Consider the following 26,645-nt stretch of genomic DNA (forward strand, 5'->3'; position numbering starts at 1 on the left):
TCTGGTCAGACCCCGTCGCGGCGTCCGAGAAGGAGCACCCGCTGCACGTCGTTCACTGTACGCCCGGGGGCCTGGTTGGCCAAAATGTCGCTAGATGCCGGTCCGTGGCGTCAGCGCGCACTGCCGGAACGGCCGTTGCCGATCTTCACCGTGGGTTTGGCGGTGCCGGCGCTGCGCCGGGACCCGCTCGTCGCGCTCGTGTTGGCGGAGCCCTTGCTCGGCACCGATGAGCCCGACCGGGGTGTCGATGAACCGGTGTCGCGGCCATCGTCTCGACGCGCGGTCTTGTCCGGTGTGGCGGTGGCGGTTTCAGTCGAGCCGCCAGCCGATGCAGCGGTGCCGTCGACCGCGCGAACGGCGACGCTCGGCGAACGCGGCGCGGTGAGCGGCGGGAGGCTCACCGGAGCCACGCCGGCGGCGTAGGCCGCCGCCCAGCCCAGCACGTTGGCGACGTAGGGCATCGAGTGGTTGTAGCGCAGCACCGCGCTTGTCAGCTGCGTCTGGTTGCGCAGGTCCGCACCGTCGCTGCAGAGGTAGCGGGCCGCGGCCAGGGTGGCATCGAAGAGGTTGTGCGGATCGGCCCGGCCGTCGCCGTCGCCGTCGGCCCCGTGCAGCAGCCACGTGCTCGGCAGGAACTGCATGGGCCCCAGCGCGCGGGCGTAGCGCGTGCCGCCGCCAAAGCTGCCGGCGACGATGATCTCGTTGCCCGGCAGTGAGCCGTCGAGGGCGGGGCCATAGATGGGACTGACGGGGTCACCGCGTTCGTCGGCGGCGCCGCCGAACGCATGCGTGGACTCGACGTACCCGATCCCGGCGAGCAGGTTCCAGGTCACACCGCAGTCGGGTTGGCTTTGCGCCATCATGGCGTCTGCGTTCTGGTAGGCCGCCAGTGCGATCGCGGGGATGTGCACCCCGCCCGGTGCCCGAACCTCCGGGGGTGGCGGTGACCCCGTCGTGGCCGGCGCCGCGGGAGTCGGACGCGCAGACGGCAGCGCCGCCCAGGGTTGGCCGGCGAGGTCGGGCAACGGTAGGACCGCGGCCACCGGCCGTACCCGGTTCTCCTGTATCAGGCCGACCAGGCTGGGCGCGACGGCGATCGCGCTGGTCAACGCCATCCGAACGATCACGGCGAGGCCGGTGGATGCGTCGCGGACCGCTTGACGGGCACGGTGGCGCATGGAACCACAGTGACACCCGCGTGGCTGCCTGCCAACTCCGACACGTCCCCCGATCGGGGGAACGCATCTTCACCAGGTTGATCGCCTGATTGCCGGACAGACCAGGGGCCGTCCGGATCGCATTCTTGTCTCAGAGGCCGAACAGGCCGCAGAAGAAACCGAAATACTCACTGAGACAGAAGGATTCACGATCATGACGAAGTTCACCAAGGCTCTGGCACTGCCCATCCTGTCCGCTGGCGTCTTCGGCGCCGTCGCGCTCGGTCTGGCCGGTACTGCCGCTGCGCAGACGCCGCAGGGCTCGGGCAACCTGTACAGCCCGGACACCTACGCCACCCCGGCCCCCGGCATGAAGCCCGGCTGGCACAACCACCACGGCCCGCAGCGGATCACCAGCATCTACGAGTGAGCGGGGGGATGACTCACACCTGCGAATCGGGGAAGGCGATCACCGACAGGAACCGGATCGGCAGTTCGATCAGGTCAACCGGTCCGTGAGCGCCTTCCCCGTCGATCTGCAGGGAGTCACCCGGCTGCAGCCGGTAGACCGAGCGGCTGTGGCTGTAGTCCATGACGCCTTCGAGCATGTAGATGAACTCGGTGCCGGGATGCTGGAACAGTGGGTAGGTCTGGCTCTTCTCGGTCAGCGTGACGTGCAGGCATTCCAGCCGCTTGTGCTCCCCGCGTAGCGAGCTGAGCAGTTGATATTCGTGACCCTGTTTGGTGCCGTTGCGTACGATCTCCGGCCCCGTGCCCGCTTTGACGAAGGCCGCCGGGCGTTCGACGTCGGCCCCGCGGAACAGGCTGGTCACCGGAACGTCGAGGCCCTTGGCCAACAGCGCCAGGGTGGACAGGCTGCAGGAGGTCTGGGCGTTCTCGATCTTGGACAGCATCGCTTTGGAGATACCCACTCGCGCGGCCATGTCGGCGACGGTGAGCCCGTGTTGCTGCCGGAGTTGCCGCACGTTGCGCCCGATCGCCGCCTCGAACTCGAGCTCTTCGACCGAGGCGTGGGGATCGCGTTCGCGGGCCGTGCCGGCGTTACGGAGCAGGTCGCTCACTGCACTCCCGTCTAACGCATCTCCCCGGCACCGACGTACGGATACCGGCTCTTGAGCAAATTGTCCTCTGCGAACCGGGTGAGCCGGAAATCCGACTCGGGTATCCGCGGGTCGCAGCTGTGCCCCTCGGTCACCAGATCGGCGACCAGCTTGCCGACCGCCGGTGCGATCTTGAAGCCGTGCCCGCTGAATCCGGCCGCCACCAGCAGGCCGTCGATTCCGGTCGGGGAGATGACCGGGTTCCAGTCCGGGGTGACGTCGTAGCAGCCGGCGTAGCTACCGCTGATCGCCGCGTCTCCGAAGCCCGGGAACCGGGTGCCGACCTTGTCGACGGTCAGGTCGACGAAATCGTCAGTGGCCCGGTTCAGGTAACCGTCCGGGTCGGCGGGTTCCAGTTCGGCCAGATCGGAGTTTCCGAACAGCAACTCGCCGTTGGGCTCGGGCCGGATGTATTGCAGCGAGACCAGGTCGGAGAAGACGGGCACGGGGCCGGTGTCCACCCCGGGTTTGATCATCACGATCTGTTCGCGGTGCACGCGGATCGGCACGTCGACGCCATAGGGCGCCAGGAACGGCCCGGTCCACACGCCGGTGGCGACGACGACGGTGCCCGCCGTAACCCGGGTTCCGTCGGCCAGTTCGACGCCGGTGATCCTCCCACCGTCGATCACCAGCGCGGTCACGTTGGCGCCCTGCATGATTCGCACCCCGGCGGCCCTGGCTGACACCGCAAACGCCTGCGCGGTCTGGTAGGCGTCGCCGTACCCGCCGCGAGCCTCCCAGCCGAAGGCCGCGAACGGTTCCAGATCGGCCCACGGCCACAGCTTGGCCACCTCGGCGGCGTCGATCTCCTCGGTCTGCACCCCGACCTCACGTTGGGCGGCCAGACTCTTGCGCAGGTTGTCGACGTTGGGTTCACCGACACCGACGACATAGCCGGTCTGCCGGAACCCGATGTCGGTGCCGAAGATCTGCTCGGCGTTCTCGAACACCTCGAGACCGACGGTCGCCATCGCGGCCAGCGAGCTGACCCCGTAGTGGCAGCGCACGATCCCGCTGGATTTACCGGTCATCCCGGAGCCGACGGTATTGCGCTCCAGCACAGTCACATCGGTGACGCCGCGCTGACTCAGGGCCCACGCGGCCGCGGCCCCTTCCAGTCCGCCGCCGACGATGACGACATCCGCGGTGTTCACTGGCCCGGGATCCAGTTCGTGCCGGCCAGCGGCACCCTGGCCATGGCCGCCGCCTCGATGGTCACCGCGACCAGGTCTTCTGGTTCCAGATGACACACGTGGGCCTTGCCGCAGGCTCGAGCGATGGTCTGGGCCTCCATGGTCAGCACGCGCAGGTATTTGGCCAGCCGGCGGCCGCCCTCGACCGGGTCGAACCGGGCCGCCAGTTCCGGGTCCTGAGTCGTGATGCCGGCCGGATCGCGTCCGTCCTGAAAGTCGTCGTAGTAACCGGCTGCGCTGCCGAGCTTCTCGTACTCGGCGGCGTAGCGGGGGTGATTGTCGCCGAGTGCGATCAACGCGGCGGTGCCGATTGCGACGGCATCGGCACCCAGCGCGAGGGCTTTGGCCACGTCGGCGCCCGAGCGGATGCCGCCACTCACGATCAGTTGCACTTGCCTGTGGACGCCGAGCTCCTGCAGTGCCTGAACGGCTTGCGGCACTGCGGCCAAAGTCGGGATACCCACGTGCTCGATGAACACCTCCTGGGTGGCGGCCGTGCCGCCCTGCATCCCGTCGACCACCACCACGTCGGCCCCGGCGTGCACGGCGAGCTTCACGTCGTAGTAGGTGCGGGTGGCCCCGACCTTGACGTAGATCGGCTTTTCCCAGTCGGTGATCTCCCGCAGCTCGTTGATCTTGATGGTCAGGTCGTCCGGTCCGGTCCAGTCCGGGTGCCGGCAGGCGCTGCGCTGGTCGATGCCCTCGGGCAGGGTGCGCATCTGGGCCACCCGCGGGGAGATCTTCTGCCCCAACAGCATTCCGCCGCCGCCGGGCTTGGCGCCCTGGCCGAGCACGACCTCGATGGCATCGGCCTTGCGCAGGTCGTCGGGGTTCATCCCGTAGCGCGAGGGCAGGTACTGGTACACCAGGTGCTTGCTCTGCCCGCGCTCCTCGGGTGTCATGCCGCCGTCGCCGGTGGTGGTCGAGGTGCCGGCCTCACTGGCCCCGCGGCCCAGGGCCTCCTTGGCCGGGCCAGACAGTGCGCCGAAGCTCATGCCTGCGATGGTGACCGGGATATCCAGGTGCAGTGGGTGTTTGGCGTGCCGGTCACCGAGCACCACGTCGGTGCCGCAGCGTTCCCGGTAGCCCTCCAGCGGGTAGCGCGACATGGATGCGCCCAGGAACAGCAGGTCGTCGAAGTGGGGCAGGCGGCGTTTGGCGCCCCAGCCGCGGATGTCGTAGATCCCGGTTTCGGCGGCTCGCTGGATGTCGGCGATGGTGGATCGATCGAAGGTGGCGGATTCGCGCATCAGTACTCACTCGAATTGTCGACGTGGAAGTGGTAGAGGTTTCGGGCGGAGCCGTAGCGGGTGTAGGTCGCGGTGTCGTCATTGCTGAAGCCACTGGCGGCCAACAACTCTGCGAGCTCGGCGTGGTGCTCGGGCCGCATCGGTTTGGCCACGCAGTCCGCGCCCAGCGAGGCCACTTCGCCGCGGACGTAGATGCGGGCCTCGTAGATGGAGTCGCCCAGCGCCTCCCCGGCGTCGCCGCGTACGACCAGGCGTCCGGCCTGGGCCATGAACGCGCTCATGTGCCCGATGCTGCCGCCCACCACGATGTCGACGCCCTTCATCGAGATGCCGCACCGTGCGGCTGCGTCTCCCTCGATGACCAGCAGGCCGCCGTGTGCCGTGGCACCCGCGGACTGTGAGGCGTTTCCGGTGACCCGCACGGTGCCGCTCATCATGTTCTCGGCGACGCCGGTCCCCGCGTTGCCGTTGATGGTGACCTCGGCGAGTTGGTTCATCCCGGCGGCGTAGTAGCCGACGTGGCCTTCGACGGTCACCCGCACCGGCGCGTTGAGGCCGACGGCGACGTTGTGGGCACCGTCGGGATGCGCGATGACGTGGTCACCTTCGACATCTGGCTGATGCAGTGCGGCATTCACCTCACGCAACGGCGTTGTGCGCAGGTCATATCCAACTAGCGTCTCCATGCGTAGACCACCTCCGGTTCCGGTTCCCAAATACGTGCCTGCTCGACGCCGGGCAGCCCGGCCAGCGCCCGGTACTCACTGGCCATGGCCACCCAGTCGGCTGTCTCGGCGATCACCGCGGGCTTGCAGGCGATGGCGTCGCGCACCACCGCGAACGAGTCGTGATCGGAGACAAGCAGGGTGTAGAAGCCATCAAATGTGGCGCAGAGCTCCTTGAGCGCGGTGGCCACGTCGCGGCCCGCGGCCAGCTGTTCGGCCACGAACCGGGCGCCCACCTCGGTGTCGTTCTCGCTGTCGAACATCACCCCCGCCCGGCGCAGCTCGCGGCGGATGGTGGCGTGATTGGCGAAAGATCCGTTGTGCACCAGGCACTGGCCGGGGCCGACCGTGTAGGGATGGCAGCCCGACGGTGTCACCGCCGACTCGGTGGCCATCCGCGTGTGCCCGACGCCCTGCCAACCCTGGGCCTTGGCCAAGCCCCAGGCATCGGTGAGCGCGCGGGGATGGCCGACCCCTTTGAGGACCGCCAGATCGGCGCCGAACCCCGAGATCAGTGCAGTCGGGTAGGCCGTCCGCACCAGGTCCAGCAGCTCTTCGGAATCCATGTCGGCCGACAGCAGGTACGTCGAATCCACCTGCACCACATCGACATCCGGACCCAGATCGGGCCGCTCCACGACATCGGTCACCGACACGCAGCCCTGCCCGTACGGTGACCACTCCGGGTCCCCGTAGACCGCGATCCCCGCCGAGTCGGCACCGCGGTCCGACATCTCGCCGAGCATGGCGGCGAGCAGCTCACCCAGCCTCGGATACAGCTCCGGTGTGCGTAGGTGTAGCCCCACGATCCCGCACATGTGTTGTCTCCCTTTCTAGAAGGCCGTCAGGTATTGGTCGATCTCCCACGGTGTGACGGTGCCGTGGTAGGCGAAGAACTCCTCGCGTTTGACGTCGGCGAAGTAGGAAGCAACGCCGTCGCCCGCGACGTCGAGCACCCCGGTGACGATCGGATCGGTCTCAAGTGATTCGACCGCGTGCAGCAGCGTGGGCGGCAGTGCGGCCGGTCCCTGGGCGCCCACGGCTCCTGGATCGAGGCTGCGTTTGACGCCGTCGAGCCCGGCGCCCAGTGCCGCGGCGATCGCGAGGTACGGATTGGCCGAGCCGTCGCCACCGCGCAACTCGATGCGCTGACTGTCGGGTACCCGGATGTAGTGGGTGCGGTCGTTGCCGCCGTAGCTGGGTTTGCGCGGGGCCCACGAGGCACCCGACGCGGTCGAGGTCGCGCCGGTCCGCTTGTAGGAGTTGACCGTTGGGGCGACGACGGACTGCAGCGCGCAGGCGTGGTCGAGGATGCCGCCGATGAATGCGTACGCCGTCTCGGACAGACCCAGGCCCCGCTCGTCGGCGTCGGCAGGGAAGGCCGGGGTACCGCCGCTGGTCAGCGACAGGTGCAGATGCAGGCCGCTGCCGGTGCGGTCGCTGAACGGCTTGGGCATGAAGGTGGCCACCATGTCGCGTTCGGCGGCGATCATCGACAGCAGGTAGCGCAGCGTGATCACCCGGTCGGCGGTGGTCAGCGCGTCGGAGAACTCGAAGTTCTGCTCGAACTGCCCGTTGCCGTCCTCGTGGTCGTTGGCGTAGTTGGACCAGCCGAGGGTGTTCATCGCCGTCGAGATGGAAGTGAGGTGCTCGTACATGCGGGTGACGCCACGCGCGTCGTAACAGGGCTGGGCGGCGGTGTCGGCGGCGTCAGCGGTGGCCAGGACGCCATCGGCATTGCGCCGCAACAGGAAGTACTCGACCTCGGCGCCCACCCAGGGTTCGAACCCGGCGTCGGCGGCACGCTGGATCAGGCCCTTCAGGATCACCCGCGGTGCATACGGCCACGGTGCACCCCCAACGTGAGGGTCGCAGTGCACGAGAGCCAGGCCCTCCTTGATGAACGGGATCGGGGTGAAGGAGGCTGGGTCGGGGATGGCCACGAGGTCCGGGTCCTTGGGTTCCTGGCCCATCGCGCCGACGGCATAGCCGGCGAAGCCGACGCCGTCGGTGGCCAGAAGTTCGACCGATTCGACGGGAACCAGTTTGGCGCAGGGCTTTCCGCGAAGGTCTACGAACAGCGCGAGGATGAACTTGGTGCCGGACTGTTCGGCGAGGGTGGCGAGATCGGAGGGCATAGCACCAGCACTTTCGTCTCTTGTTGAGAATCAAAGTATCACGGTAGGAAACTTCGGCAAGTCGAGGAAACCCCGGTCACCGGCTGCCGCGGATGCGGGTCCTCGGCAGCCGGGCCGGGGATCATCTTCTCTGTCAGGCGAATTCGAGCTCGTAGGCCGAATCCCGGTGGAATGTGGTGTCGATACCCTTCTCCTCTTCCTCGGACGAGATGCGGATTCCGATGGTCTTCTTCAGGACGAACGCGATGGCGAAGGCAACCGCGAACGAGTAGGCCATCACCGCACCGGCTGCAACCGCCTGCTTCCAGAGCTGGTCGAATCCGCCGCCGTAGAACAGGCCGTTGGTGGCATTGGGCATGCCCTCGCTGGCGAAGAAGCCGATCAGCAGAGTGCCGACCACGCCACCGACCAGGTGCACGCCGACCACGTCGAGCGAGTCGTCGTAGCCCAGCTTCTCCTTGAAGCCGACGGCGTAGACGCAGATCGCCCCGGCGATGCCGCCGACGAAGATCGCACCGATCGGGGTGACCGCACCGCAGGCCGGGGTGATGGCCACCAGGCCGGTAATCGCGCCCGAGGCGGCGCCCACGCCGGTGACGTGGCCGTCCTTGAGTTTCTCGACGCCGATCCAGGCCAACACGGCCGCGCAGGTGGCGACGAAAGTGGTCACCATGACGATTGCCGCGGAATTGCCTGCGGCCAGGGCGGATCCGCCATTGAAGGCATACCAGCCGGCCCACAGCATGCCCGCGCCGAGCAGGGTCAGCGGAACGTTGTGCGGCTTGCGCAGCTGGCCGAACATGGCTGACTTGCCGAGCACAATGGCCACGGCCAGGGCGGCCGCGCCGGCGTTGATGTGCACGGCGGTGCCGCCGGCGAAGTCGATGGCATGCAGCTTGTTGGCGATCCAGCCGCCGACCGAGTTCTCGGTGACGACACCGTCGAAGGCGAAAACCCAGTGTGCGACCGGGAAGTACACCAGCACCGCCCAGGCGGCGGCGAAGATCATCCAGGCGCCGAACTTCATCCGATCGGCGACCGCACCCGAGATCAGCGCCACGGTGATGGCCGCGAACAGGGCCTGGAAGATGGAGAACAAGCTGACCGGGAGCCCCGCGACCGTCGTCATCGGCTCCATGAGGTCCTTCATGCCGGCGAATTCGGTGAAGCTGCCGACGAATCCGCCGTAGGACGTGCCGAAGACCATCGAGAATCCGAACAGCACCCACAGCACGCCCACGAGGGCCACCGCGCCGAACGTCATCATCATCATGTTGGTCGAGCTCTTCACCGAGACCATGCCGCCGTAGAACAGGGCAAGGCCGGGGATCATCAGCGTGAGGCCGATGATGCAACACAGCATGAACGCCGTGGTTCCTGTATCCATCAACATCTCCTGGGGGGTGGCGGCCCGGTCGGGCCGATCACTGGGAGTTGACGACGTTTCTGTTACGTGGACCGACTTGTTGTGTTGCGACGACGTAAAGCTGAGTACCGGACGGCCGTGAGGACCTCGTTACGGAACGTTCATCGACAGAAATGCCAGGGAAACCCGTATACCCGACGGTATACAGCCATGGATACAGCGCTCGCCGAACAGCATTCGGCGCTTGGTGAGGAGTACGAGAACCAGCCCGTCCCACTGACCGCCCGCAAGTCACTGTTCGCGGTGTCCGCGGTGTGGGTCGGCTTCCCGATGATCATGACCTCGGCCGTCTTCGCGGGCATCGTCGTCTACAACCTCGGCTTCGTCATGGGCATGGGCGCCATCGTGGTCGGTGACCTGATCCTGATGGGCTATGTCGGCACGTTGAGCTACCTGGCCGGCCGATCCGGCAAGAATTTCGCGCTCACCGCAGCGGACACCTTCGGGGCCAAGGGTTTCCGCATTGTCTCGGCCTTCCTGTCGGCATTGGTGATCGGCTGGTTCGCCTTCCAGACCGGCATGGTCGGATCCACGCTCAACCTCTCGATGGGATGGAGCGCGCCGTGGATCACCCTGTTGGCCGGGGTGCTGTTCGTCGCGCTGACCTTCGTCGGGATCCGGGCGATCTCCTGGATCGGGGTGGTGGCGTCGGTCCTGTTCATCCCGCTCGGAGTGGTGGCCGTGGTGTTGGCGGCGGCCGATCACGGTATCGGCTCCGCGTTGTCCTACGGCGGCGGCGCCGGCGTGAGCGCCTTCGGCTTCGGCGTCGCGGTGACCATGGTGTTCGCCTGCTTCGCCGACTCGGGGACCATGACCGCTGACTTCACCCGGTGGGCCCGCAACGGCAGAGAAGGCGCGTTGGCGGCATTCTCCGCGTTTCCGGTCGCCTATCTCATCGCTCAGCTGGCCGGCGCGCTCGTGGTCGCACTGGGCGCCGCTGCCGCACCCGGTACGGCGGGCGGTGACTTCCTGCATGTCCTGGTCGGCGCCGGGGGAGTCCTGGTGCCGTTGGCGATCGTCTTCGTCTTCGTCAACCTCGGCAGCGTGTGTGCGCACTGCCTCTACAACGGTGCGGTCGGGTTCGGCAACATCACCGGAAAGACCATGCGTCAGTTGACGATCGTGCTGGGTGTGGTGGGAACTGTCGCCGCCGTCGCAGGCATCTGGTCATACTTCGCGACGTGGCTGAACATCCTCGCGGTGCTGGTGCCCCCGATAGGCATCGTGTTGATCCTCGAGCAGCTGGTGTTCGCCCGCCGTCGGGCCACGGCGGCGATTGCCTGGAAACCGTTCGCGGCGTGGGGAATCGGAGCCGGAGGCGCGCTGCTGACGCACTTCTACGCCCCGCAACTGTCCGACGCGGTGGTGGCGATGGTGGTCGGTGGACTGGCCTTCACCGCGTTGGCGTACCTGCCGGTCCGCGCTGTGCAACCGGCCCTCGTGGGAGAAACCGCATGATCACGATCGAGGCCAACCCCTACGTCTGGCCGTATGACGGTGACATTCCCGCCGGCCGCACCGCGTTGATCAACATCGACTGGCAGGTCGACTTCTGCGGTGAGGGCGGCTATGTCGACAGCATGGGCTATGACCTGTCCCTGGTCCGTACCCCGCTCGGTCCTGCGCAGGGGGTGCTCGCCGCGGCCCGGGCGGCCGGATTGTTCATAATTCACACCCGCGAGGGCCACCGCCCAGACCTGTCGGACCTGCCCGCCAACAAACGGTGGCGGTCGGCGCAGATCGGCGCCGAGATCGGATCGACCGGACCGTGCGGCCGGATCCTCACCCGGGGCGAGCCGGGTTGGCAGTTGGTACCCGAGATGGCTGCTCTGCCAGGAGAACCCGTCATCGACAAGCCTGGCAAGGGCAGCTTCTACGCGACCGATCTGGACCTGGTGCTACGCACCCGCGGCATCACGCACCTCATCTTGACGGGCATCACCACCGACGTGTGCGTGCACACCACCATGCGTGACGCCAACGACCGCGGCTACGAGTGCCTGGTCGTATCGGATGCCACCGGGGCGACCGACTACGCCAATCACGTTGCGGCGCTGGACATGATCACCATGCAGGGCGGGGTGTTCGGGGCGCACGCCACGAGCATCGACGTGGTGGCCGCGCTCAAGGAGCTGCAATGACCGGCACCCGGGTCGAGCAGCCGGTATCGCTGCGTGACCGGGTCTATGTGGACCTGGGTAAGAAGCTCATGGTCGGCGAGATCGATCACCGCACCCGGCTCGTCGAGACCCAATTGTGCGAGGCGCTCGACGTCAGCCGGACCCCGCTGAGAGAGGCGCTGGTGCGGCTGCACTCCGACGGCCTGCTTGAGCGACGCGCGGACGGGTACTACCCGGTGGCCCTCGACATCGCCGGTGTCCGGGACCTCTACGAGCTGCGCGTCACGATCGAACTGCGCGGCATCGCACGAATTCTGGAAACCGACGAACTGCAGTACGAGAAAGACCGGCTGGCCGCACTACGTGCCGAATGGGCAGAACTGAAAGCCAGCCCGCCCCCGCCGGAGGCGGACATGGTGCTGCTGGACGAGGGGTTCCACATCGCGTTGTGCACCGCGTCGGGCAACGCGGCGATGGTGGCTGCGCTCGACAACGTCAACCGGCGGATCCGGCTGATCCGGATGTACGACTTCGTCACCGAGGAGCGAGTGACCGCGACCATCACCGAGCACCTGCAGATCGTCGACCTGCTGCTCGACGACGAGCTCGACGCCGGCCGCATCGCGCTGCACGAACACGTGGGTGCGAGTTTCGAGGTCGTCGAGCGGCGTGCGCTGCGGGCGTTGAGTGCCCGGGCCCTCGGTCAGTCGGTGACGTCGCTGGAGGCGCTCTGGAAGTAGTGGCCGGCTACTTCTCGCCTGTTCCCGGCAGGGTCCTTTCCCGTACATTCGGGGTACCCAGCCGCCAGGCCAACCAGGGCAGTGCTGCGTCGAATGCCGCACTGGCCGCCTGGAAATCGTGTCCACCCTTGTAGCCCACCACCGAGCATTCGACGTTGTAACCGCTCAGCAGGGCGCACAGCTTGTTGGCGTTGGAGGCGTGCTCTTCGGAGAACGTGTCCCAGCCGGCTATCGCCTCTTCGGACGGGGGCGTGGTGGTGCCGTCACGGTGGACGGTCGGCGTGCTTTCGCCGACACCGAGCCATGCCGCCATGGCGTCGTACGGGCCGTGCCGGGTGACCACGGTCTTGGGGTCGAATGCCTCCCAGGCCGCCCGGTCGCCACCGAAGAGCCGTGCGATGGTCTGGTCCTTGGTGCCCGCATTCGGGCCGAGTGTGCCGTCCAGCCAGACGAAGGCGCTGAACATCTCGGGATTGCGCACCGCGGTGTTCAGGGCGCACGTCGCGCCTGAAGACCACCCGGCCAGTCCCCAGTTCTGCGCCTTCGGGCTGACGCCGAAACGTGAAATCAGGTAGGGCACGAGGTCTTTGGTCAGGTGGGATGCGGCGTTGCCACGGGTGCCGTCGACGCATTCGGTGTCGTTGCTGAACTTGCCTGCGATGTCGGGGAATACGAAGACCGGAGCATTGCCGTGGTGCAGCGCGGCAAAGTCGTCGAGGGCCTGCAAGGCGCCGGTCGATTGCAGCCAGTCGTTGGGATGGTTGAATTCGCCGCCCATCATGATGACCGCGGGTAGTTGCGGCGGCGGGTTGGTGGCGAACCAGGCCGGCGGGAGGTAGACCACCTCGGTCCGGTGCGCGAAACCCGATGCGTCGGACGGGATGTCCACGCGTACCACCGTGCCGCGCGTAGGTAGCTCACCGGACTCTCGAAGCGCGGCGAGCTGGGATTCGTCGATCCACTGTTCGGGCTCTGTGTGCGTCACCCGGAGCCAGGCCGCCCGGACCGTGGGGAAATAGCCGGTCGCGGTGTTGAGTGCGGCCAGACCACACACCACCGTCAACACCACCGACAGCACCGATACGATTCGGCGCCACCACGCACTGCCCCGCCAACCGGTGACGAGAACCGTCGCGGCGAATCCGAACATCGCCGTCCAGAAAATGGTGCCGAACGAGATGGCATCGGCGGACCAGCCCTGGTGCCGCACGAACAGCCGTGCGGCGGCAGCCAGGCCGACGCCGACCAACACTGCCGCGAGCAGCCATCGCCTCATCCACTCCCGTGGCCGGCCGCGACCGATCGCGACCACGATCGCGACAAGTGCGAGCAGTTGCAGCGTTATCGGGATCAGGCCATTGGTCAGCGACAGGTTCATGTGGACCGGCCCTCTCCGATGTCCTGCGAAAGCTTGTGCAGCAGCGGTCCCTCCAACTCGTCGGCCAATTGCCGCAGCACGGGGCCGTATTCGGGATGGGCCAGCGCGAACGCGAACTGGGCGACCAGATAGTCGGGGGGATTGCCGGTGTCATACCAGTGGCCCTGTATCACCTGGCCGTAGACAGCGTGGTCCTTGGCGTGGGCGTTGATCGCGTCGGTCAGGTAGATCTCGCCGGGCTGGGTCTGCTGGTACCAGCGGTTGGTCTGCTCACGCAACTCGTCGATGATGCCGGGTGTGACGACGTAGCCGCCGATCGCGGCGTAGTCGGAGCGGGCCTCATGTGGCTGCGGCTTCTCGACGATTCCACTGATCCTCAGAAGCCCGCCGTCCAACTCCTCGTCGATGATCGGCACGCCGTATCGACGCGAATTCTCCGGAGCCATCGGCATCAACGCCAGCACCGGGGCTGAGGTCTGTTCGTAGGCCCGGATCAGTTGTTGGGCGCGCGGCACCTCGGCGACGAATACGTCGTCGGGCCACAACACCAGGACCGGCTCGTCACCGAACGAGCGTGAGGCATTGAACACCGGCGTGCCGTTGCCATACGGACCGTGCTGATGGAGATAGGTGATGTGGCCCCGCGCGGACAGCTCGCCGACCTCCGCGACGGCGTCGGCGTAGGCGTCCTTGCCGTCCGCACGCAGCTGATCCACCAGCGTCGTATTGGGCCGAAAATGCTCCTCTATCAAGTTCTTTCCACCGGAGACGACGATCGTGATGTCGGTGATCCCGGAGTTGACCAGCTCGCGCACCGTGTGCTCGATGACCGGCTTGTCGCCGACTGGGAGCATCTCCTTGGGAATGGCCTTGGTCAGCGGCAGGAGACGCGAACCTATTCCCGCGGCGGGGATGACGGCTTTGCGGATGGCCTGTCGTGCCATGTGTTCCTCTCCCGGTGCTCCACCAAAACTAGCCGGTGAGGCCTTCAGCCGAGCGGAATTCCCCAGCGACCACCAAATGCGATCTGGTTCAAAGGCAGCCGTTCCCGGGGCCGACCGTCGCGCTCGGCAATTTCCTCACCCATTTCGGAGTAGTCCCCGAGCGTGCCGACGGCCACCACCGCGATCGGCCGCACCCCGTCCGGAATCTCGAACGCCGCCTGCGCGCCGTCGACGTCGAAGCCGGCCATCGGATGGGCGATCAGTCCGCGGGACACCGCCTCGACGGTGAGCTGTGCGATCGCCGCTCCGGCGTCGACGCAGGCATACCGTGCGGTCCTCTCGTCTTCTCCTTCATCTGCGCACACCAGGATCAGCGCGGAGGCGGCCTGGGCATAGCTGTTGCCGCGTTTGAGCAGGCCGGCCAGTGTGGCGAATGTCTCGTCGCCTCTGATCCCGACCACGAATCGCACCGGTTGACGGTGGCCCCAGCTGGCGGCCCAGCGCGCGGCCTCCAGCAGTGCGGTGAGCTGGTCAGCGGCGATGGCGGCGTCGGGGTCGAAGGCCCGGGGGCTCCAGCGGGCTGCGAGATCGGGGTGGATCGGCACGCTGGTGCTGGCCAGGCGGCTGTTCGGCGTGGCAGGCACGTCAGCCAAGCTACCGGCGGGGGAAATTGATTACCCGTCTCCCTTATCCTTGTCTCGACTCATTCCCGAAGCTCGAAGGGTTAGATAGTGGCGCTCGTCGTACAGAAGTACGGCGGATCCTCGGTATCGGATGCCGATCGGATCCGTCGCGTGGCCGAGCGCATCGTCGAGACGAAGAAGGCCGGCAACGACGTCGTCGTCGTGGTCTCGGCCATGGGCGATACCACCGACGACCTCCTTGATCTGGCCCGCCAGGTCTCCCCGGCCCCGCCGGCGCGCGAGATGGACATGCTGCTGACCGCCGGTGAGCGCATCTCCAACGCCTTGGTCGCGATGGCCATCGAGTCACTCGGCGCGCAGGCACGCTCGTTCACCGGGTCGCAGGCCGGCATCGTCACCACCGGCATCCACGGCAACGCGAAGATCATCGACGTCACCCCCGGCCGCCTGCGCGATGCGCTGGACGAGGGCGTCATCGTGCTGGTCGCCGGATTCCAGGGCGTCAGCCAGGACAGCAAGGACGTCACGACCATGGGCCGCGGCGGCTCGGACACCACCGCCGTCGCCTTGGCCGCCGCGCTGAAGGCCGACGTCTGCGAGATCTACACCGACGTCGACGGCATCTTCACCGCCGACCCGCGCATCGTGCCCAACGCCCGCCATCTCGACACCGTCTCCTTCGAGGAGATGCTCGAGATGGCCGCGTGCGGCGCCAAGGTGCTGATGCTGCGCTGCGTCGAGTACGCCCGCCGCTACAACGTGCCGATTCACGTTCGTTCGTCGTACACCGACAAGCCCGGCACCATCGTCAAAGGATCGATCGAGGACATCCCCATGGAAGACGCCCTGCTGACCGGAGTAGCCCACGACCGCGGGGAGGCCAAGGTCACCGTCGTCGGTGTCCCGGACGTTCCCGGCTATGCCGCCCGGGTGTTCCGCGCGGTCGCCGACGCGGACGTGAACATCGACATGGTGCTGCAGAACATCTCCAAGGTCGAAGACGGCAAGACCGACATCACCTTCACCTGCCCGATGGACAACGGGCCCGGCGCGGTGCAGAAGCTGACCTCTCTGCAGGATGAGATCGGCTTCAGCCAGGTGCTGTACGACGACCACATCGGAAAGGTCTCGCTGGTCGGCGCGGGCATGCGCAGCCACCCCGGCGTCACCGCCAAGTTCTGTGAGGCCCTGGCCGAAGTCGGCGTCAACATCGACCTGATCTCCACGTCGGAGATCCGCATCTCGGTGCTGGTGAAGGACACGGATCTCGACACCGCCGTCTCCGCCCTGCATGACGCCTTCGACCTCGGCGGCGAAGACGAGGCCGTGGTCTACGGCGGGACGGGGCGCTAGACATGGTCAACATCGGTGTCGTAGGTGCCACCGGCCAGGTCGGCCAGGTCATGCGCACCCTGCTGGAAGAGCGCAACTTCCCGGCCAGCTCGGTCCGGTTCTTCGCCTCGGCCCGTTCCGAGGGCAAGAAGCTGACATTCCGCGGCGAGGAGATCGAGGTCGAGAACAGCGAGACCGCCGACCCGTCCGGTCTGGACATCGCGCTGTTCTCCGCCGGTGCGACGATGTCGCGCGTGCAGGCTCCGCGGTTCGCGGCGGCCGGTGCGGTCGTCGTCGACAATTCGTCGGCCTGGCGCAAGGACCCTGACGTCCCTCTCGTCGTCAGTGAGGTGAACTTCAAGCGCGACGCCGGGCTACGTCCCAAAGGCATCATCGCCAACCCGAACTGCACCACCATGGCCGCCATGCCGGTGCTCAAGCCGCTGCACGAGGAAGCCGGGTTGACCCGGTTGATCGTGTCGAGCTACCAGGCGGTTTCGGGCAGTGGCCTGGCCGGTGTCGAGGAGCTCGCATCGCAGACCCGCGCGGTCATCGACGGCGCGGAGCAGCTGGTTCATGACGGCTCGGCGCTGACGTATCCGGAGCCCGTGAAATACGTTGCCCCTATTGCGTTCAACGTGATCCCGCTGGCGGGTTCACTGGTCGACGACGACTCGGGCGAGACCGACGAAGACCAGAAGCTGCGCAACGAGAGCCGCAAGATCCTCGGTATCCCAGACCTTCTGGTGAGCGGCACGTGCGTGCGCGTTCCCGTGTTCACCGGGCACTCGCTGTCGATCAATGCCGAGTTCGCCCAGCCGCTTTCGGTCGAGAAGGCCAGGTCGCTGCTTGCCGCCGCGTCGGGCGTGAAGTTGGTCGACGTGCCGACCCCACTGGCCGCCGCAGGCGCCGACGAGTCCCTGGTCGGCCGGATCCGGCAGGATCCTGGTGTGCCCGACGGGCGTGGCCTCGCCCTGTTCGTGTCCGGCGACAACCTGCGAAAAGGTGCGGCGCTGAACACGATTCAAATCGCCGAACTGCTGGCCGCCGAGCTCTAAACCGCCTTGCGTCGAAACCGCATTCCAGCAGGCGTTCTCTCGGTTTTTCTCTGCTGGAATGCCATTTCGGCGATGCCGGCGGCCGGTGCGAATCCCTTCTTCGGCGATCCGGTGGTGCCCCCGCTGGCCCCCGGTCAGGTGCTGCGCATCGGCCCGAGCGCCGGAACCGGTACCCCTACCCGCGATTACGGCATCGGTGCCACCGACCTGTGTGAGTTCATGGAGTTCCCCAGCCGGGTGCTCCAGGTCTGCGGTGACAGCTTCGCGGGGCAGGCCGTCGGCTTCGGCGGCTGGCACTCACCGGTGGCGCTGCATGTGGATGCCGATTCGATCGAGGATGCCGGCGGCGTGCGCTACCGCGGGGTCACCGGGGTGGACAAGCCGTTGCTGGCCGACGCCGCCCCGCCGGGTTCGTCGCAGTTGCCCGCCGGCGTGATCTCCATCAACCGCGAGAACTACATGCTGGTGACCACCACCTACAACCTCAAGCCGTACAGTTCTCGGTTGGTGAAAGCCGATGCCGCCCAGCCGAATTGGCCCACGGTACCGGGGTCGGTGCGGGAGGCCAAGTATCAGGGCGGCGCCCAGTCGCAGATCACCGGCTATTACGACCCGGTCCCGGCGCCGGATTCGCCTAGCGGCTGGGTGTACATCCTGGCCAACAATTTCGACCGCAGCAGCCCGGTGTTCCTGTACCGGGCCAACCCGAAGACCTTCACCGACCGGGCCACCTGGCAGGGCTGGTCGAGCACCGGTGGCTGGGGCAAGCCCCCGACTGCGTTGTTCTCCGACCGGGTGGGGGAGATGAGTATTCGGCAGATCGATGGCAAGCCCGTGCTGTCCTACTTCAACGCCACCACCGGGAACATGGAGATGCGGGTCGCCTACGACCCCACCGGTTTGGGTAGCGCACCGGTGACCACGGTCGTGTTCGCCAGTGCCTGGCCGGACCCGGTCGACTCGTTGCCGCCGCCGGAGGTGAACGAGCTGGCCCAGCCCTACGGCGGGTACATCTCGCCCGGTTCCACGCTGGATCAGGTCCGGGTTTTCATCAGCCAGTGGAACACCATGGCCCGCGGTGGCACCCCGTACCGGGTCATCCAGTACGCGGTGAACCCGTTCAAGCCCTGGGAGCAGTAGTTCCGGACTCAGCCCGCATCCCGGGTCTTCACAGCTGATTCATAGCCAATTCTTGATCTGCACCTCAGCAGTGCTCGCATGCTCGTGTCATGACTGAAACACCCCCCGATCCTGAACCTGCGACCGAGCCGGTGGTCGCACCGGCGGCTCAGCCGGCAGTAGTGGCACCCCCGCCCGCCGAGAACAAGCCGAGCCGGCTCATGCAGGCGCTCGCGTGGGTCGGCATCGCCGCCGGCAGCGTTTTCATCGTCGCCGTGGTCTTCGGCACCGGCTTCTTCCTCGGCGCGCATTCCGGTGGCGGCGGCCATCACCATCGCGGCGGCCATGACCGTGGCGGCATGATGATGTTCCACCACGGCGGACCCGGTGGCGGCCCAGGGCAGATGGGCCCACGGCACGGCATGATGCCGCCGTGGGGTCCCGGTGGTCCTGGTGGCCCCGGCTCGTCCGGCCCCGGCGGCCCTGGTTGGGGACCCGGCCCGGGAAACAACTCAGAGCGTCCTGAGACCCCGCCGACACCGGCACCGCCTGCGCGACCATAATCACAGCCCACTCTTTTGGACTGACTCCAAAGAGCGCGCATACTGGAGCCGTGACCACGGTGCATGAACACGACCCCAAGGCCCTGTTGCGGGCCGCCGGGCTGCGCGTGACCGCACCGCGGGTCGCGGTTCTCCAGGCGCTGGCCGATCACCCGCATTCGACTGCAGACGATGTGGCCGGCCTGGCCCGCGAGAACCTCGGTTCGGTGTCGACCCAAGCGGTCTACGACGTCCTCCGCGCCTGCGTCAATGCGGGCCTCGTCCGTCGGATCGAACCGGCCGGTTCCTCGGCGCGTTACGAGACGCGCGCCGGCGACAACCACCATCACCTGGTCTGCCGGGTGTGCGGTGTGGTCGCCGACGTTGATTGCGCAGTGGGCGAGACCCCCTGCCTGGAACCCTCTGACCTGGCCGGCTTCGCCGTCGACGAGGCCGAGGTCGTGTTCTGGGGAATCTGCGCCGACTGCCAGAAGGGCGCAGTCACCGCATAAGACCACTCTGCAGCCCACGGACGCCCCGGCCACTACCCCTTGGTGGCCGGGGCGCCTGGCTTTTCAGCCAAGCGTTGGGTGGGGTCCGCGGAATCGTGAGATTCTCGCTAACCATGACCCGCAATCGGCTGCTGGTGGCCGCACTGCTCGCAGTGCCGGCGCTGGCTGCCGGATGCGGCGGCGGCGCGGATCCTGAGCGCGGCGCGGCCATGGTCTTCGCGATCGGCGATTGCGTGAGCGTCCCGGCCGCCACACCTGCGGCCCCGGAGGTGACCCGGGCCGGCAGGGTGTCCTGCGATACCGACCCCAGCTACACCGTCGGGGCGATCGCCGACGGCACCGGGGCCTGCCCGAGCGCCGAGTATCAGCACCTGCCCGCCGAGCTCGCCGATCCGTCGACCGCACGCCTGTGCCTGGTTCCCAATCTCGTCGCCAACCACTGCTACGAACTCGGGATGCCCGCGGGCATGGTGGAGCTGGCCGATTGCACCGCACGAACCGAGCGCGGCTCGGGTGTGATGGTTCAGGTGACGCAGCGCCTCGACGTCCGGGACGGGTCGGCCTGCCCAGCCGAAACAGGGCACTACGCCTGGCCTTATCCGTCACCGGCGCGAACCTATTGCACGCGGACGGTTCACTAACTGGCATGATCGAGGCCATGCGTGCCCTGACTGTCGGTTTCGGGCTGGCCAGTCTCGCGCTGGCATTGGCTGCACCTGCTGGTGCGCGCCCCTCGGATCCTGGTGTCGTGTCCTATGCCGTCATGCCCAAAGGTTCGGTGGGCAACATCATCGGTGCCCCGATGACGTGGGAATCCGAGTTCACCGTCCCGTTCCAGGGCTTCTCGGTGGAAAACCCCGTGTGCAACAACTGGGCCGATGTCGGGTTGCCCGAGGTGTTCAACGACCCAGACCTGGCTTCGTTCAACGGCGCCACCACCCAGACGGCGGCCGGCGACGACAGCCATTTCGTCAAGCAGGCCATCGGGGTGTTCGCGACGCCGGAGGCCGCCGACCGTGCCTTCCACCGCGTGGTCGACCGCACCAACGGATGCTCGGGCCAGACCACCGCGATGCACCTGGACAACTTCGTCACCCAGGTGTGGACTTTCACCGGTGGCCCGGCGAGCGCCACGGATGCGGACTGGGTGAAACAGGAGGCCGGAACCGACCGCCGCTGTTTCAACACCACCCGCAAACGGGAAAACGTGCTGCTACAAGCCAAGGTGTGCCAGTCCGGCAACGCAGGTCCCGCGGTCAACGTGCTGGCCGGAGCCATGCAGAACACGCTGGGGCAGTAGAAGATGTCGGTCCTATCTGGATGATGGAACAGAACCGAGCCGATTGATCCGGTGAGGACCGGGAGGGGTGGTTGCGTTGGCAGTACCCGTCACGACCGATGCGGCCCGTCTAGCTCCCATCGAGTTCACCAGCGCCGAAGATGCCGCGGCGTTCATCGAAGCCCGCTGTCTGGATGACGGGCCGGTTGGGCAGGTAGGTCTGGAGATCGAGGCCCACTGTTTCGACCTCGACGATCCGCTGCGACGCCCAGGTTGGGATGAAATCTCAGAGGTGATCGCGTCGGTGCCCACGTTGCCCGGCGACAGCCGGATCACCGTCGAACCCGGGGGCGCCGTGGAGCTGTCCGGCCCGCCGACCGACGGACCGTCGGCGGCGACCGCCGCCCTGCTCGCCGATCGGGCCGTGCTGCGGGCGGAGTTCGAGCGCCGTGGTCTGGGGCTGCTGCTGTTGGGCGCCGACCCGGTGAGGCCCACTCAACGGGTCAACCCGGGTCCGCGCTATCAGGCCATGGAGACGTTCTTCGCGGCCAGCGGGTCGGCGGAGCCGGGGGCGGCGATGATGACGTCGACCGCGTCGGTTCAGGTCAACCTCGATGCCGGACCGCGGGACGGCTGGGCGCAGCGGGTCCGGCTGGCGCATGCCCTCGGTCCGACGATGATCGCGATCACCGCGAACTCGCCGATGCTGGGTGGGCGGTTCACCGGGTGGAAGTCGTCGCGGCAGCGGGTGTGGGGTCAGCTGGATTCCGCGCGCTGCGGTCCGGTGCTGGGCGCCGACGGGGACGACCCTGCCAGTGACTGGGCGCGCTACGCGCTGCGGGCTCCGGTGATGCTGGTCAACACCCCGGATGCCGTCCCCGTGACCAACTGGGTCCCGTTCGCCGACTGGGCCGACGGCCGGGCTGTGCTCGGCGGCCGCCGCCCATCCGAAGCCGATCTCGAATACCACCTGACGACACTGTTTCCGCCGGTGCGGCCGCGGCGCTGGTTGGAGATCCGCTATCTCGACAGCGTGCCGGATGCCCTGTGGCCCGCGGTGGTGTTCATGCTGACCACGCTTCTGGACGATCCCGAGGCCGCCGCGATCGCCACGGAGGCGACGGCCCCGGTCGCCACCGCATGGGACCGGGCCGCCCAAGCCGGCCTCACCGACCGTCATCTCCACGCGGCGGCGCTCACCTGCGTTTCGGCCGCCGCCGATCGGGCGCCTGCGGAACTCGCGGAATCGATGGGGCGGTTGACGCGTTCGGTCCAGGAGGGACGCTGCCCGGCCGACGATTTCGCCGACCAGGTCGTGGGCCATGGAATCGCTTCTGCGATGAGCCAACTGGTGAAGGGCGAGCTTTGACGACACGCGAGGCGCTGGCGCAGCAGCTCACCCGGGCGCGGGAACGTACCCTGCGCCTGGTCGACTTCGACGACGCTGAACTGCACCGCCAGTACAGCCCGCTGATGAGCCCCCTGGTCTGGGACCTCGCCCACATCGGTCAGCAGGAGGAGTTGTGGCTGCTGCGGGCCGGCAACTCGGACCGTCCGGGCATCCTGGATCCCGAGGTCGACCGGTTGTACGACGCCTTCGTGCACTCGCGGGCCAGTCGCGTCGGCCTTCCGTTGCTACCGCCGGCGGATGCGCGAACCTATTGCGCGACGGTGCGATCCAAGGCGCTCGATGCACTCGACTCCCTCGATGCCGACGACCCCGCCTTCAACTTCGGTCTGGTCATCAGCCACGAGAACCAGCACGACGAGACCATGTTGCAGGCACTGAACATGCGGACCGGGCTACCGCTGCTCGACACCGGCAGCGCGTTGCCCACCGGTCGACCTGGTGTGGCCGGCACCTCGGTGCTGATCCCGGGCGGCTCATTCGTCCTTGGCGTCGACGAACTGACCGAACCGCATTCGTTGGACAACGAGCGTCCGCCGCACTCTGTCGAAGTGGCCTCTTTCCGGATCGGCCGGGTGCCGGTCACCAATGCCGAATGGCGCGAGTTCATCGACGACGGCGGCTATCAGCAGTCACGCTGGTGGTCGGAACGTGGCTGGGCGCACCGTCAGGAAGCGGGTTTGGTGGCGCCCGCGTTCTGGGGGCCCGACGGTGCCCGCACCAGGTTCGGCCACGTCGAGACCATTCCCACCGACGAACCGGTCCAGCACGTGACGTTCTTCGAAGCCGAGGCCTATGCCGCGTGGGCCGGGGCCCGGCTGCCCACCGAGATCGAGTGGGAAAAGGCCTGCGCCTGGGATCCGGAGGCCGGGGTCCGGCGCCGATTCCCCTGGGGTACTTCGGAACCCACCGAAGCGCTGGCCAACCTCGGCGGTGAGGCGCGCCGGCCCGCGCCCGTGGGTGCCTATCCCGCCGGAGCGTCGGCCTATGGCGTCGAGCAGATGTTGGGCGATGTCTGGGAGTGGACCACCTCCCCGCTGCGGCCATGGCCCGGCTTCACCCCGATGGTCTATGACCGCTACACCGAACCCTTCTTCGACGGTGACTACCGGGTCCTGCGCGGCGGCTCGTGGGCGGTGTCCGCCGACATCCTGCGCCCGAGCTTCCGCAACTGGGACCACCCGATCCGGCGCCAGATCTTCTCCGGTGTACGTCTGGCGTGGGACGCCTGATGTGCCGGCACATCGGGTGGCTGGGCGCGCCGCGAACGGTGGCATCGCTGGTGCTGGATCCACCGCAGGGCCTGCTGGTGCAGTCGTATGCGCCTCGTCGCCAGAAGAACGGGTTGATGAACGCCGATGGTTGGGGCGCAGGGTTTTTCGACTCCGGTGTGCCCCGTCGATGGCGCAGCGACAAGCCGCTGTGGGGCGACGTGTCGTTCGCCTCGGTCGCGCCGGCGTTGACCAGTGGATGCGTGGTCGCGGCCGTGCGTTCGGCGACCATCGGCATGCCGATCGAGCCCTCGGCCTCGGCGCCGTTCACCGACGGGCAGTGGCTGCTGTCGCACAACGGGGTGGTGGACCGCTCGGTCCTGCCGTTGACCGGGGAAGCCGAATCCACCGTGGACAGCGCGGTGCTGGCAGCACTGATCTTCGAACGCGGGCTCGACACGCTGGGACAGACCATTGTCGAAGTCGGCACGCTGGATCCGAACGCCCGGCTGAACATTCTGGCTGCCAACGGTTCTCGTATGATCGCCACCACCTGGGGTGACACTTTGTCGATGCTGCGGCTGCCGGACGGCGTGGTGCTCGCCAGTGAACCCTACGACGACGATCCCGGCTGGTCCGACATTCCGGACCGGCACCTCGTCACCGTGGCCGGCTCTGACGTCGAGCTCACCCCACTGAAAGGTTCGGTATGACGCTCACCTTGTCCAACTATCTGGCGGCCGATTCCGCTGCCACCGCGCTCCGTCGCGATGTGCGCGAGGGGCTGTCCCAGTCGCCGAAGATGCTGCCACCGAAGTGGTTCTACGATTCGGTGGGCAGCGATCTGTTCGACCAGATCACCCGGCTGCCGGAGTACTACCCGACCCGCACCGAGGCGCAGATCCTCACGCACCGCTCGCCGGAGATCGTTGAGGCCGCCGGGGCCGACACTCTCGTCGAGTTGGGCAGCGGCACCTCGGAGAAGACCAGGATGCTGCTCAACGCGATGCGCGACGGTGGCCAGTTGCGCCGATTCATCCCGTTCGACGTCGACGCCAGTGTGCTTCGTTCTGCCGGAGATGCCATCGGCCAGGAGTATCCGGGCATCGAAATCGACGCGGTATGTGGTGATTTCGAGGAACATCTGGGCAAGATCCCGGCCGTCGGACGGCGCCTCGTGGCGTTCCTCGGCTCGACGATCGGAAATCTCACCCCAGGTCCGCGGGCGGATTTCCTGGCGTCGCTGGCCGAGACCCTGCAGCCCGGTGACAGCGTGTTGTTGGGCACCGATCTGGTCAAGGACACCGACCGGCTCGTCAGCGCCTACGACGACAGTGCCGGTGTGACCGCGGCGTTCAACCGCAATGTGCTGTCGGTGGTGAACCGCGAGCTCGATGCCGACTTCGATCTCGAGGCCTTCGAGCATGTGGCGAAATGGAATCCCGACGAGGAGCGCATCGAGATGTGGCTGCGCGCGGATGCGCCGCAGCAAGTCCGTGTGGCGGCGCTGGATCTCGACGTCGCATTCGGTGCCGGTGAAGAGATGCTGACCGAGGTGTCCTGCAAGTTCCGGGCCGACGGGGTAGCCGACGAGCTCGCGAAAGCCGGTTTGCAGCAGACACATTGGTGGACCGATGAAGCTGGTGACTTCGGCTTGTCGTTGGCGGTGAAATGAGCCTCGCGCAGCGGTGGGCCGATGCCCGGCCCAAGGTCGCCGGACTGCACTTCGACAGTGGTGCCTGCTCGCGGCAGAGCCTTGCGGTCATCGACGCGGTCGCCGCGCATGCGCGTCATGAGGCCGAAGTGGGCGGGTACGTGGCGGCCGAGGCAGCCGCACCGGTGCTCGCGGCGGGACGCGCCGCGGTCGCGGCACTGACCGGCCTCAACGCCGACGATGTGGTGTACACGACGGGGTCCAACCACTCCCTCGATCTCCTGCTCGGCAGCTGGGCCGGGGAGCGCACGCTGGCCTGCCTGCCCGGCGAGTTCGGACCGAACCTGGCTGTCATGGCCGCCAACGGTTTTCAGGTACGTGCGTTGCCTGTCGACGGGGACGGCCGGGTCGTGGCCGACGAGGTTGCCCGCCGGTTCTCCTCTGATCCGCCGGCTTTGGTGCACTTCACTGCGCTGGCCAGCCACCGTGGCGTAGCCCAACCGCTGGCGGAGATGGTCGCGGTGTGCCGCGCGGCCGGGGTCCCGATCGTGGTGGACGCCGCGCAGGCGTTCGGGCACCTGGACTGCAATGTCAGCCCCGACGCCATCTACTCGTCGTCACGCAAATGGCTCGCCGGGCCCCGAGGCGTGGGCTTCCTGGCGGTGGCACCCGAACTGGCCGCCCGGCTGCAGCGACGCTTCCCGCCCGCGTCGTGGGATGTGCCCGTGACGGTGCTAGAGAGCTTCGAGCACGGTGAGCACAATGCCGCCACGCGCATCGGATACTCGGTTGCGCTCGGTGAACACCTCGCTGCTGGACCGGATCTCGTCCGCGGCCGGCTTGCCGAGGTGGGCCGCACCGCCCGGCAGGTGTTGGCCGGGGTGCCGGGCTGGCGCGTCGTGGAAGGTGTCGATGAACCGACCGCGATCACCACTCTCGAACCCACAGACGGCGCCGATCCGGCCGCGGTGCGGACGTGGTTGATCGCCGAGCGCGGGATCGTCACCACCGCATGCGAACTCGCGCGGGCACCGTTCGAGATGACCAAGCCGGTGCTGCGGATCTCACCGCATGTCGACACGACTGTCGAGGATCTGGAGCAGTTCGCCGGGGTGTTGCGGGACATGGCTCGCGCTACATGAAATGGATGACGGCACCGGTGGGCAAAGGCCTCTACCATTGGGCGGCAAAGTAGCGGTAATGCAGCTACTTTTCTTTGTGCTGACGTTCGCGGGTCTGTTGCTGCCCTACTTGGCGCCTCGCAACGATCGTCGACTGGGCCGCCGCATCTTCTGGGTCGGGTTTCTGATCACGACTACATCCGCCTTTCTCGTTGGGTACCCGCCCAACTGGAAGTTGGGGCTTTTGCTCTCTTTGGTGTTCGGCGGCGTGATGGTGTTTCGGGCCTTCATGAGCACCCCGTACCTCAAGTTCCGCGGCACGATCTACGCGTACTCCGCGCGCGACAGCCAACCTGATCCGCCCGACGGGTGAGCGTGCCGGGCCGTGACAGACAGAAGCGTCACCGCCAACCGAGGAAAGCGTCACCGACGTCCCATAACACTCACAATGTCAGTGGATTTGGGTATACTCGAACACATGTGCTACTCCTCATGTTCTTGTGGGTAGTTGAGGGTTCAGGCCGCCGAGGCAGAGGTAGATCATTGAGGTCAGTGCTTTGGCGGAGTGGT

Annotated in this window: 28 protein-coding genes; 17 read left to right on the forward strand and 11 right to left on the reverse strand. The window is 67.2% G+C overall.

Annotated elements, in window-relative coordinates:
- Positions 1–110: 110 nt before the first annotated feature.
- The gene (locus AC4ELS_RS16930) at positions 111–1,178 is read right to left on the reverse strand and encodes a lytic transglycosylase domain-containing protein (RefSeq protein WP_499048221.1); all 1,068 of its coding nucleotides are present in this window, start codon (positions 1,176–1,178) and stop codon (positions 111–113) included.
- A gap of 193 nt (positions 1,179–1,371) precedes the next feature.
- Here AC4ELS_RS16930 and AC4ELS_RS16935 point away from each other — a divergent pair, with 193 nt between their 5' ends.
- A complete protein-coding gene (locus AC4ELS_RS16935; RefSeq protein ID WP_064878783.1) occupies positions 1,372–1,587 on the forward strand; it encodes a hypothetical protein in 216 nt (71 codons plus the stop codon).
- Between the two features lie 13 nt (positions 1,588–1,600).
- Here the strand turns inward: AC4ELS_RS16935 and relB are convergent, their stop codons facing one another.
- From relB to AC4ELS_RS16970, 7 genes are all read right to left on the reverse strand, one after another.
- Positions 1,601–2,239, reverse strand: a complete 639-nt coding sequence (gene relB / locus AC4ELS_RS16940; RefSeq protein WP_499048224.1) for a type II toxin-antitoxin system RelB family anti-toxin — start codon at positions 2,237–2,239, stop codon at positions 1,601–1,603.
- Positions 2,240–2,250: 11 nt separating this feature from the next.
- Positions 2,251–3,435 carry an NAD(P)/FAD-dependent oxidoreductase gene (locus AC4ELS_RS16945; RefSeq protein WP_499048226.1) on the reverse strand — a complete coding sequence of 395 codons (1,185 nt, stop codon included), beginning with the start codon at positions 3,433–3,435 and terminating at the stop codon, positions 2,251–2,253.
- Positions 3,432–4,724 carry an FMN-binding glutamate synthase family protein gene (locus tag AC4ELS_RS16950; RefSeq protein WP_499048228.1) on the reverse strand — a complete coding sequence of 431 codons (1,293 nt, stop codon included), beginning with the start codon at positions 4,722–4,724 and terminating at the stop codon, positions 3,432–3,434. Before AC4ELS_RS16950 ends, AC4ELS_RS16945 begins: the two co-directional genes overlap by 4 nt.
- The gene (locus tag AC4ELS_RS16955; RefSeq protein ID WP_064878775.1) at positions 4,724–5,410 is read right to left on the reverse strand and encodes a GltB/FmdC/FwdC-like GXGXG domain-containing protein; all 687 of its coding nucleotides are present in this window, start codon (positions 5,408–5,410) and stop codon (positions 4,724–4,726) included. The genes AC4ELS_RS16950 and AC4ELS_RS16955 overlap by 1 nt, the downstream gene beginning before the upstream one ends.
- On the reverse strand, positions 5,398–6,267 hold the full coding sequence (locus tag AC4ELS_RS16960; RefSeq protein ID WP_448446331.1) for a class II glutamine amidotransferase domain-containing protein: 870 nt from the start codon (positions 6,265–6,267) through the stop codon (positions 5,398–5,400). The genes AC4ELS_RS16955 and AC4ELS_RS16960 overlap by 13 nt, the downstream gene beginning before the upstream one ends.
- A gap of 15 nt (positions 6,268–6,282) precedes the next feature.
- The gene (glnT, locus tag AC4ELS_RS16965) at positions 6,283–7,587 is read right to left on the reverse strand and encodes a type III glutamate--ammonia ligase (RefSeq protein ID WP_499048231.1); all 1,305 of its coding nucleotides are present in this window, start codon (positions 7,585–7,587) and stop codon (positions 6,283–6,285) included.
- Positions 7,588–7,720: 133 nt separating this feature from the next.
- Positions 7,721–8,974: an ammonium transporter gene (locus AC4ELS_RS16970; protein ID WP_064878815.1), complete on the reverse strand. Its 1,254-nt coding sequence runs from the start codon at positions 8,972–8,974 to the stop codon at positions 7,721–7,723.
- 189 nt (positions 8,975–9,163) lie between these two features.
- Here AC4ELS_RS16970 and AC4ELS_RS16975 point away from each other — a divergent pair, with 189 nt between their 5' ends.
- From AC4ELS_RS16975 to AC4ELS_RS16985, 3 genes are read left to right on the forward strand one after another with little or no spacing between them, the layout of a single operon-like run.
- Positions 9,164–10,471, forward strand: a complete 1,308-nt coding sequence (locus AC4ELS_RS16975) for a cytosine permease (protein ID WP_499048233.1) — start codon at positions 9,164–9,166, stop codon at positions 10,469–10,471.
- Positions 10,468–11,154 (forward strand): biuret amidohydrolase, encoded by a 687-nt coding sequence (gene biuH, locus AC4ELS_RS16980; RefSeq protein WP_448446338.1) that lies wholly within the window; start codon positions 10,468–10,470, stop codon positions 11,152–11,154. The genes AC4ELS_RS16975 and biuH overlap by 4 nt, the downstream gene beginning before the upstream one ends.
- Entirely contained in the window at positions 11,151–11,873 is a 723-nt protein-coding gene (locus tag AC4ELS_RS16985) for a GntR family transcriptional regulator (RefSeq protein WP_448446340.1), read from the forward strand. The genes biuH and AC4ELS_RS16985 overlap by 4 nt, the downstream gene beginning before the upstream one ends.
- A gap of 7 nt (positions 11,874–11,880) precedes the next feature.
- Here the strand turns inward: AC4ELS_RS16985 and AC4ELS_RS16990 are convergent, their stop codons facing one another.
- Genes AC4ELS_RS16990 through AC4ELS_RS17000 form a run of 3 tightly spaced genes read right to left on the reverse strand, consistent with a single transcriptional unit; the run spans position 11,881 to position 14,839 of the window.
- Positions 11,881–13,251, reverse strand: a complete 1,371-nt coding sequence (locus tag AC4ELS_RS16990; RefSeq protein WP_499048236.1) for an alpha/beta hydrolase — start codon at positions 13,249–13,251, stop codon at positions 11,881–11,883.
- A complete protein-coding gene (locus tag AC4ELS_RS16995; RefSeq protein WP_499048238.1) occupies positions 13,248–14,195 on the reverse strand; it encodes a UTP--glucose-1-phosphate uridylyltransferase in 948 nt (315 codons plus the stop codon). Before AC4ELS_RS16995 ends, AC4ELS_RS16990 begins: the two co-directional genes overlap by 4 nt.
- Before the next feature lie 44 nt (positions 14,196–14,239).
- Positions 14,240–14,839 carry a nitroreductase family protein gene (locus AC4ELS_RS17000; RefSeq protein WP_463791891.1) on the reverse strand — a complete coding sequence of 200 codons (600 nt, stop codon included), beginning with the start codon at positions 14,837–14,839 and terminating at the stop codon, positions 14,240–14,242.
- An 87-nt stretch (positions 14,840–14,926) separates the two neighbouring features.
- Between AC4ELS_RS17000 and AC4ELS_RS17005 the strand changes: the two genes are divergently transcribed.
- The 13 genes from AC4ELS_RS17005 to AC4ELS_RS17065 all read left to right on the forward strand — a co-directional run bounded on the left by AC4ELS_RS17005 (position 14,927) and on the right by AC4ELS_RS17065 (position 26,448).
- On the forward strand, positions 14,927–16,192 hold the full coding sequence (locus tag AC4ELS_RS17005; RefSeq protein ID WP_064878759.1) for an aspartate kinase: 1,266 nt from the start codon (positions 14,927–14,929) through the stop codon (positions 16,190–16,192).
- Between the two features lie 2 nt (positions 16,193–16,194).
- Complete coding sequence (locus AC4ELS_RS17010; protein WP_499048241.1) at positions 16,195–17,229, forward strand: aspartate-semialdehyde dehydrogenase; 1,035 nt, start codon at positions 16,195–16,197, stop codon at positions 17,227–17,229.
- A 72-nt stretch (positions 17,230–17,301) separates the two neighbouring features.
- Entirely contained in the window at positions 17,302–18,369 is a 1,068-nt protein-coding gene (locus AC4ELS_RS17015) for a DUF4185 domain-containing protein (RefSeq protein WP_499048243.1), read from the forward strand.
- An 89-nt stretch (positions 18,370–18,458) separates the two neighbouring features.
- A complete protein-coding gene (locus tag AC4ELS_RS17020; RefSeq protein WP_165609736.1) occupies positions 18,459–18,911 on the forward strand; it encodes a hypothetical protein in 453 nt (150 codons plus the stop codon).
- Positions 18,912–18,961: 50 nt separating this feature from the next.
- A complete protein-coding gene (locus tag AC4ELS_RS17025; protein ID WP_064957244.1) occupies positions 18,962–19,402 on the forward strand; it encodes a Fur family transcriptional regulator in 441 nt (146 codons plus the stop codon).
- 113 nt (positions 19,403–19,515) lie between these two features.
- On the forward strand, positions 19,516–20,043 hold the full coding sequence (locus tag AC4ELS_RS17030; protein ID WP_499048246.1) for a hypothetical protein: 528 nt from the start codon (positions 19,516–19,518) through the stop codon (positions 20,041–20,043).
- 17 nt (positions 20,044–20,060) lie between these two features.
- Positions 20,061–20,702, forward strand: coding sequence for a sensor domain-containing protein (locus tag AC4ELS_RS17035; RefSeq protein ID WP_064957376.1), 642 nt, complete (start codon positions 20,061–20,063; stop codon positions 20,700–20,702).
- A 76-nt stretch (positions 20,703–20,778) separates the two neighbouring features.
- Positions 20,779–22,050: an ergothioneine biosynthesis glutamate--cysteine ligase EgtA gene (gene egtA / locus AC4ELS_RS17040; protein WP_448446358.1), complete on the forward strand. Its 1,272-nt coding sequence runs from the start codon at positions 20,779–20,781 to the stop codon at positions 22,048–22,050.
- Entirely contained in the window at positions 22,047–23,321 is a 1,275-nt protein-coding gene (gene egtB, locus AC4ELS_RS17045; RefSeq protein WP_499048247.1) for an ergothioneine biosynthesis protein EgtB, read from the forward strand. The genes egtA and egtB overlap by 4 nt, the downstream gene beginning before the upstream one ends.
- Entirely contained in the window at positions 23,321–24,013 is a 693-nt protein-coding gene (egtC, locus tag AC4ELS_RS17050) for an ergothioneine biosynthesis protein EgtC (protein WP_499048249.1), read from the forward strand. The genes egtB and egtC overlap by 1 nt, the downstream gene beginning before the upstream one ends.
- Entirely contained in the window at positions 24,010–24,975 is a 966-nt protein-coding gene (egtD, locus tag AC4ELS_RS17055; RefSeq protein WP_499048251.1) for an L-histidine N(alpha)-methyltransferase, read from the forward strand. The genes egtC and egtD overlap by 4 nt, the downstream gene beginning before the upstream one ends.
- Positions 24,972–26,096 carry an ergothioneine biosynthesis PLP-dependent enzyme EgtE gene (egtE, locus tag AC4ELS_RS17060; RefSeq protein ID WP_499048253.1) on the forward strand — a complete coding sequence of 375 codons (1,125 nt, stop codon included), beginning with the start codon at positions 24,972–24,974 and terminating at the stop codon, positions 26,094–26,096. Before egtD ends, egtE begins: the two co-directional genes overlap by 4 nt.
- A 1-nt stretch (position 26,097) precedes the next feature.
- Positions 26,098–26,448 carry a hypothetical protein gene (locus AC4ELS_RS17065; protein WP_448446366.1) on the forward strand — a complete coding sequence of 117 codons (351 nt, stop codon included), beginning with the start codon at positions 26,098–26,100 and terminating at the stop codon, positions 26,446–26,448.
- Positions 26,449–26,645 lie beyond the last annotated feature (197 nt).

The sequence above is a fragment of the Mycobacterium shunyiense genome (assembly GCF_058270035.1).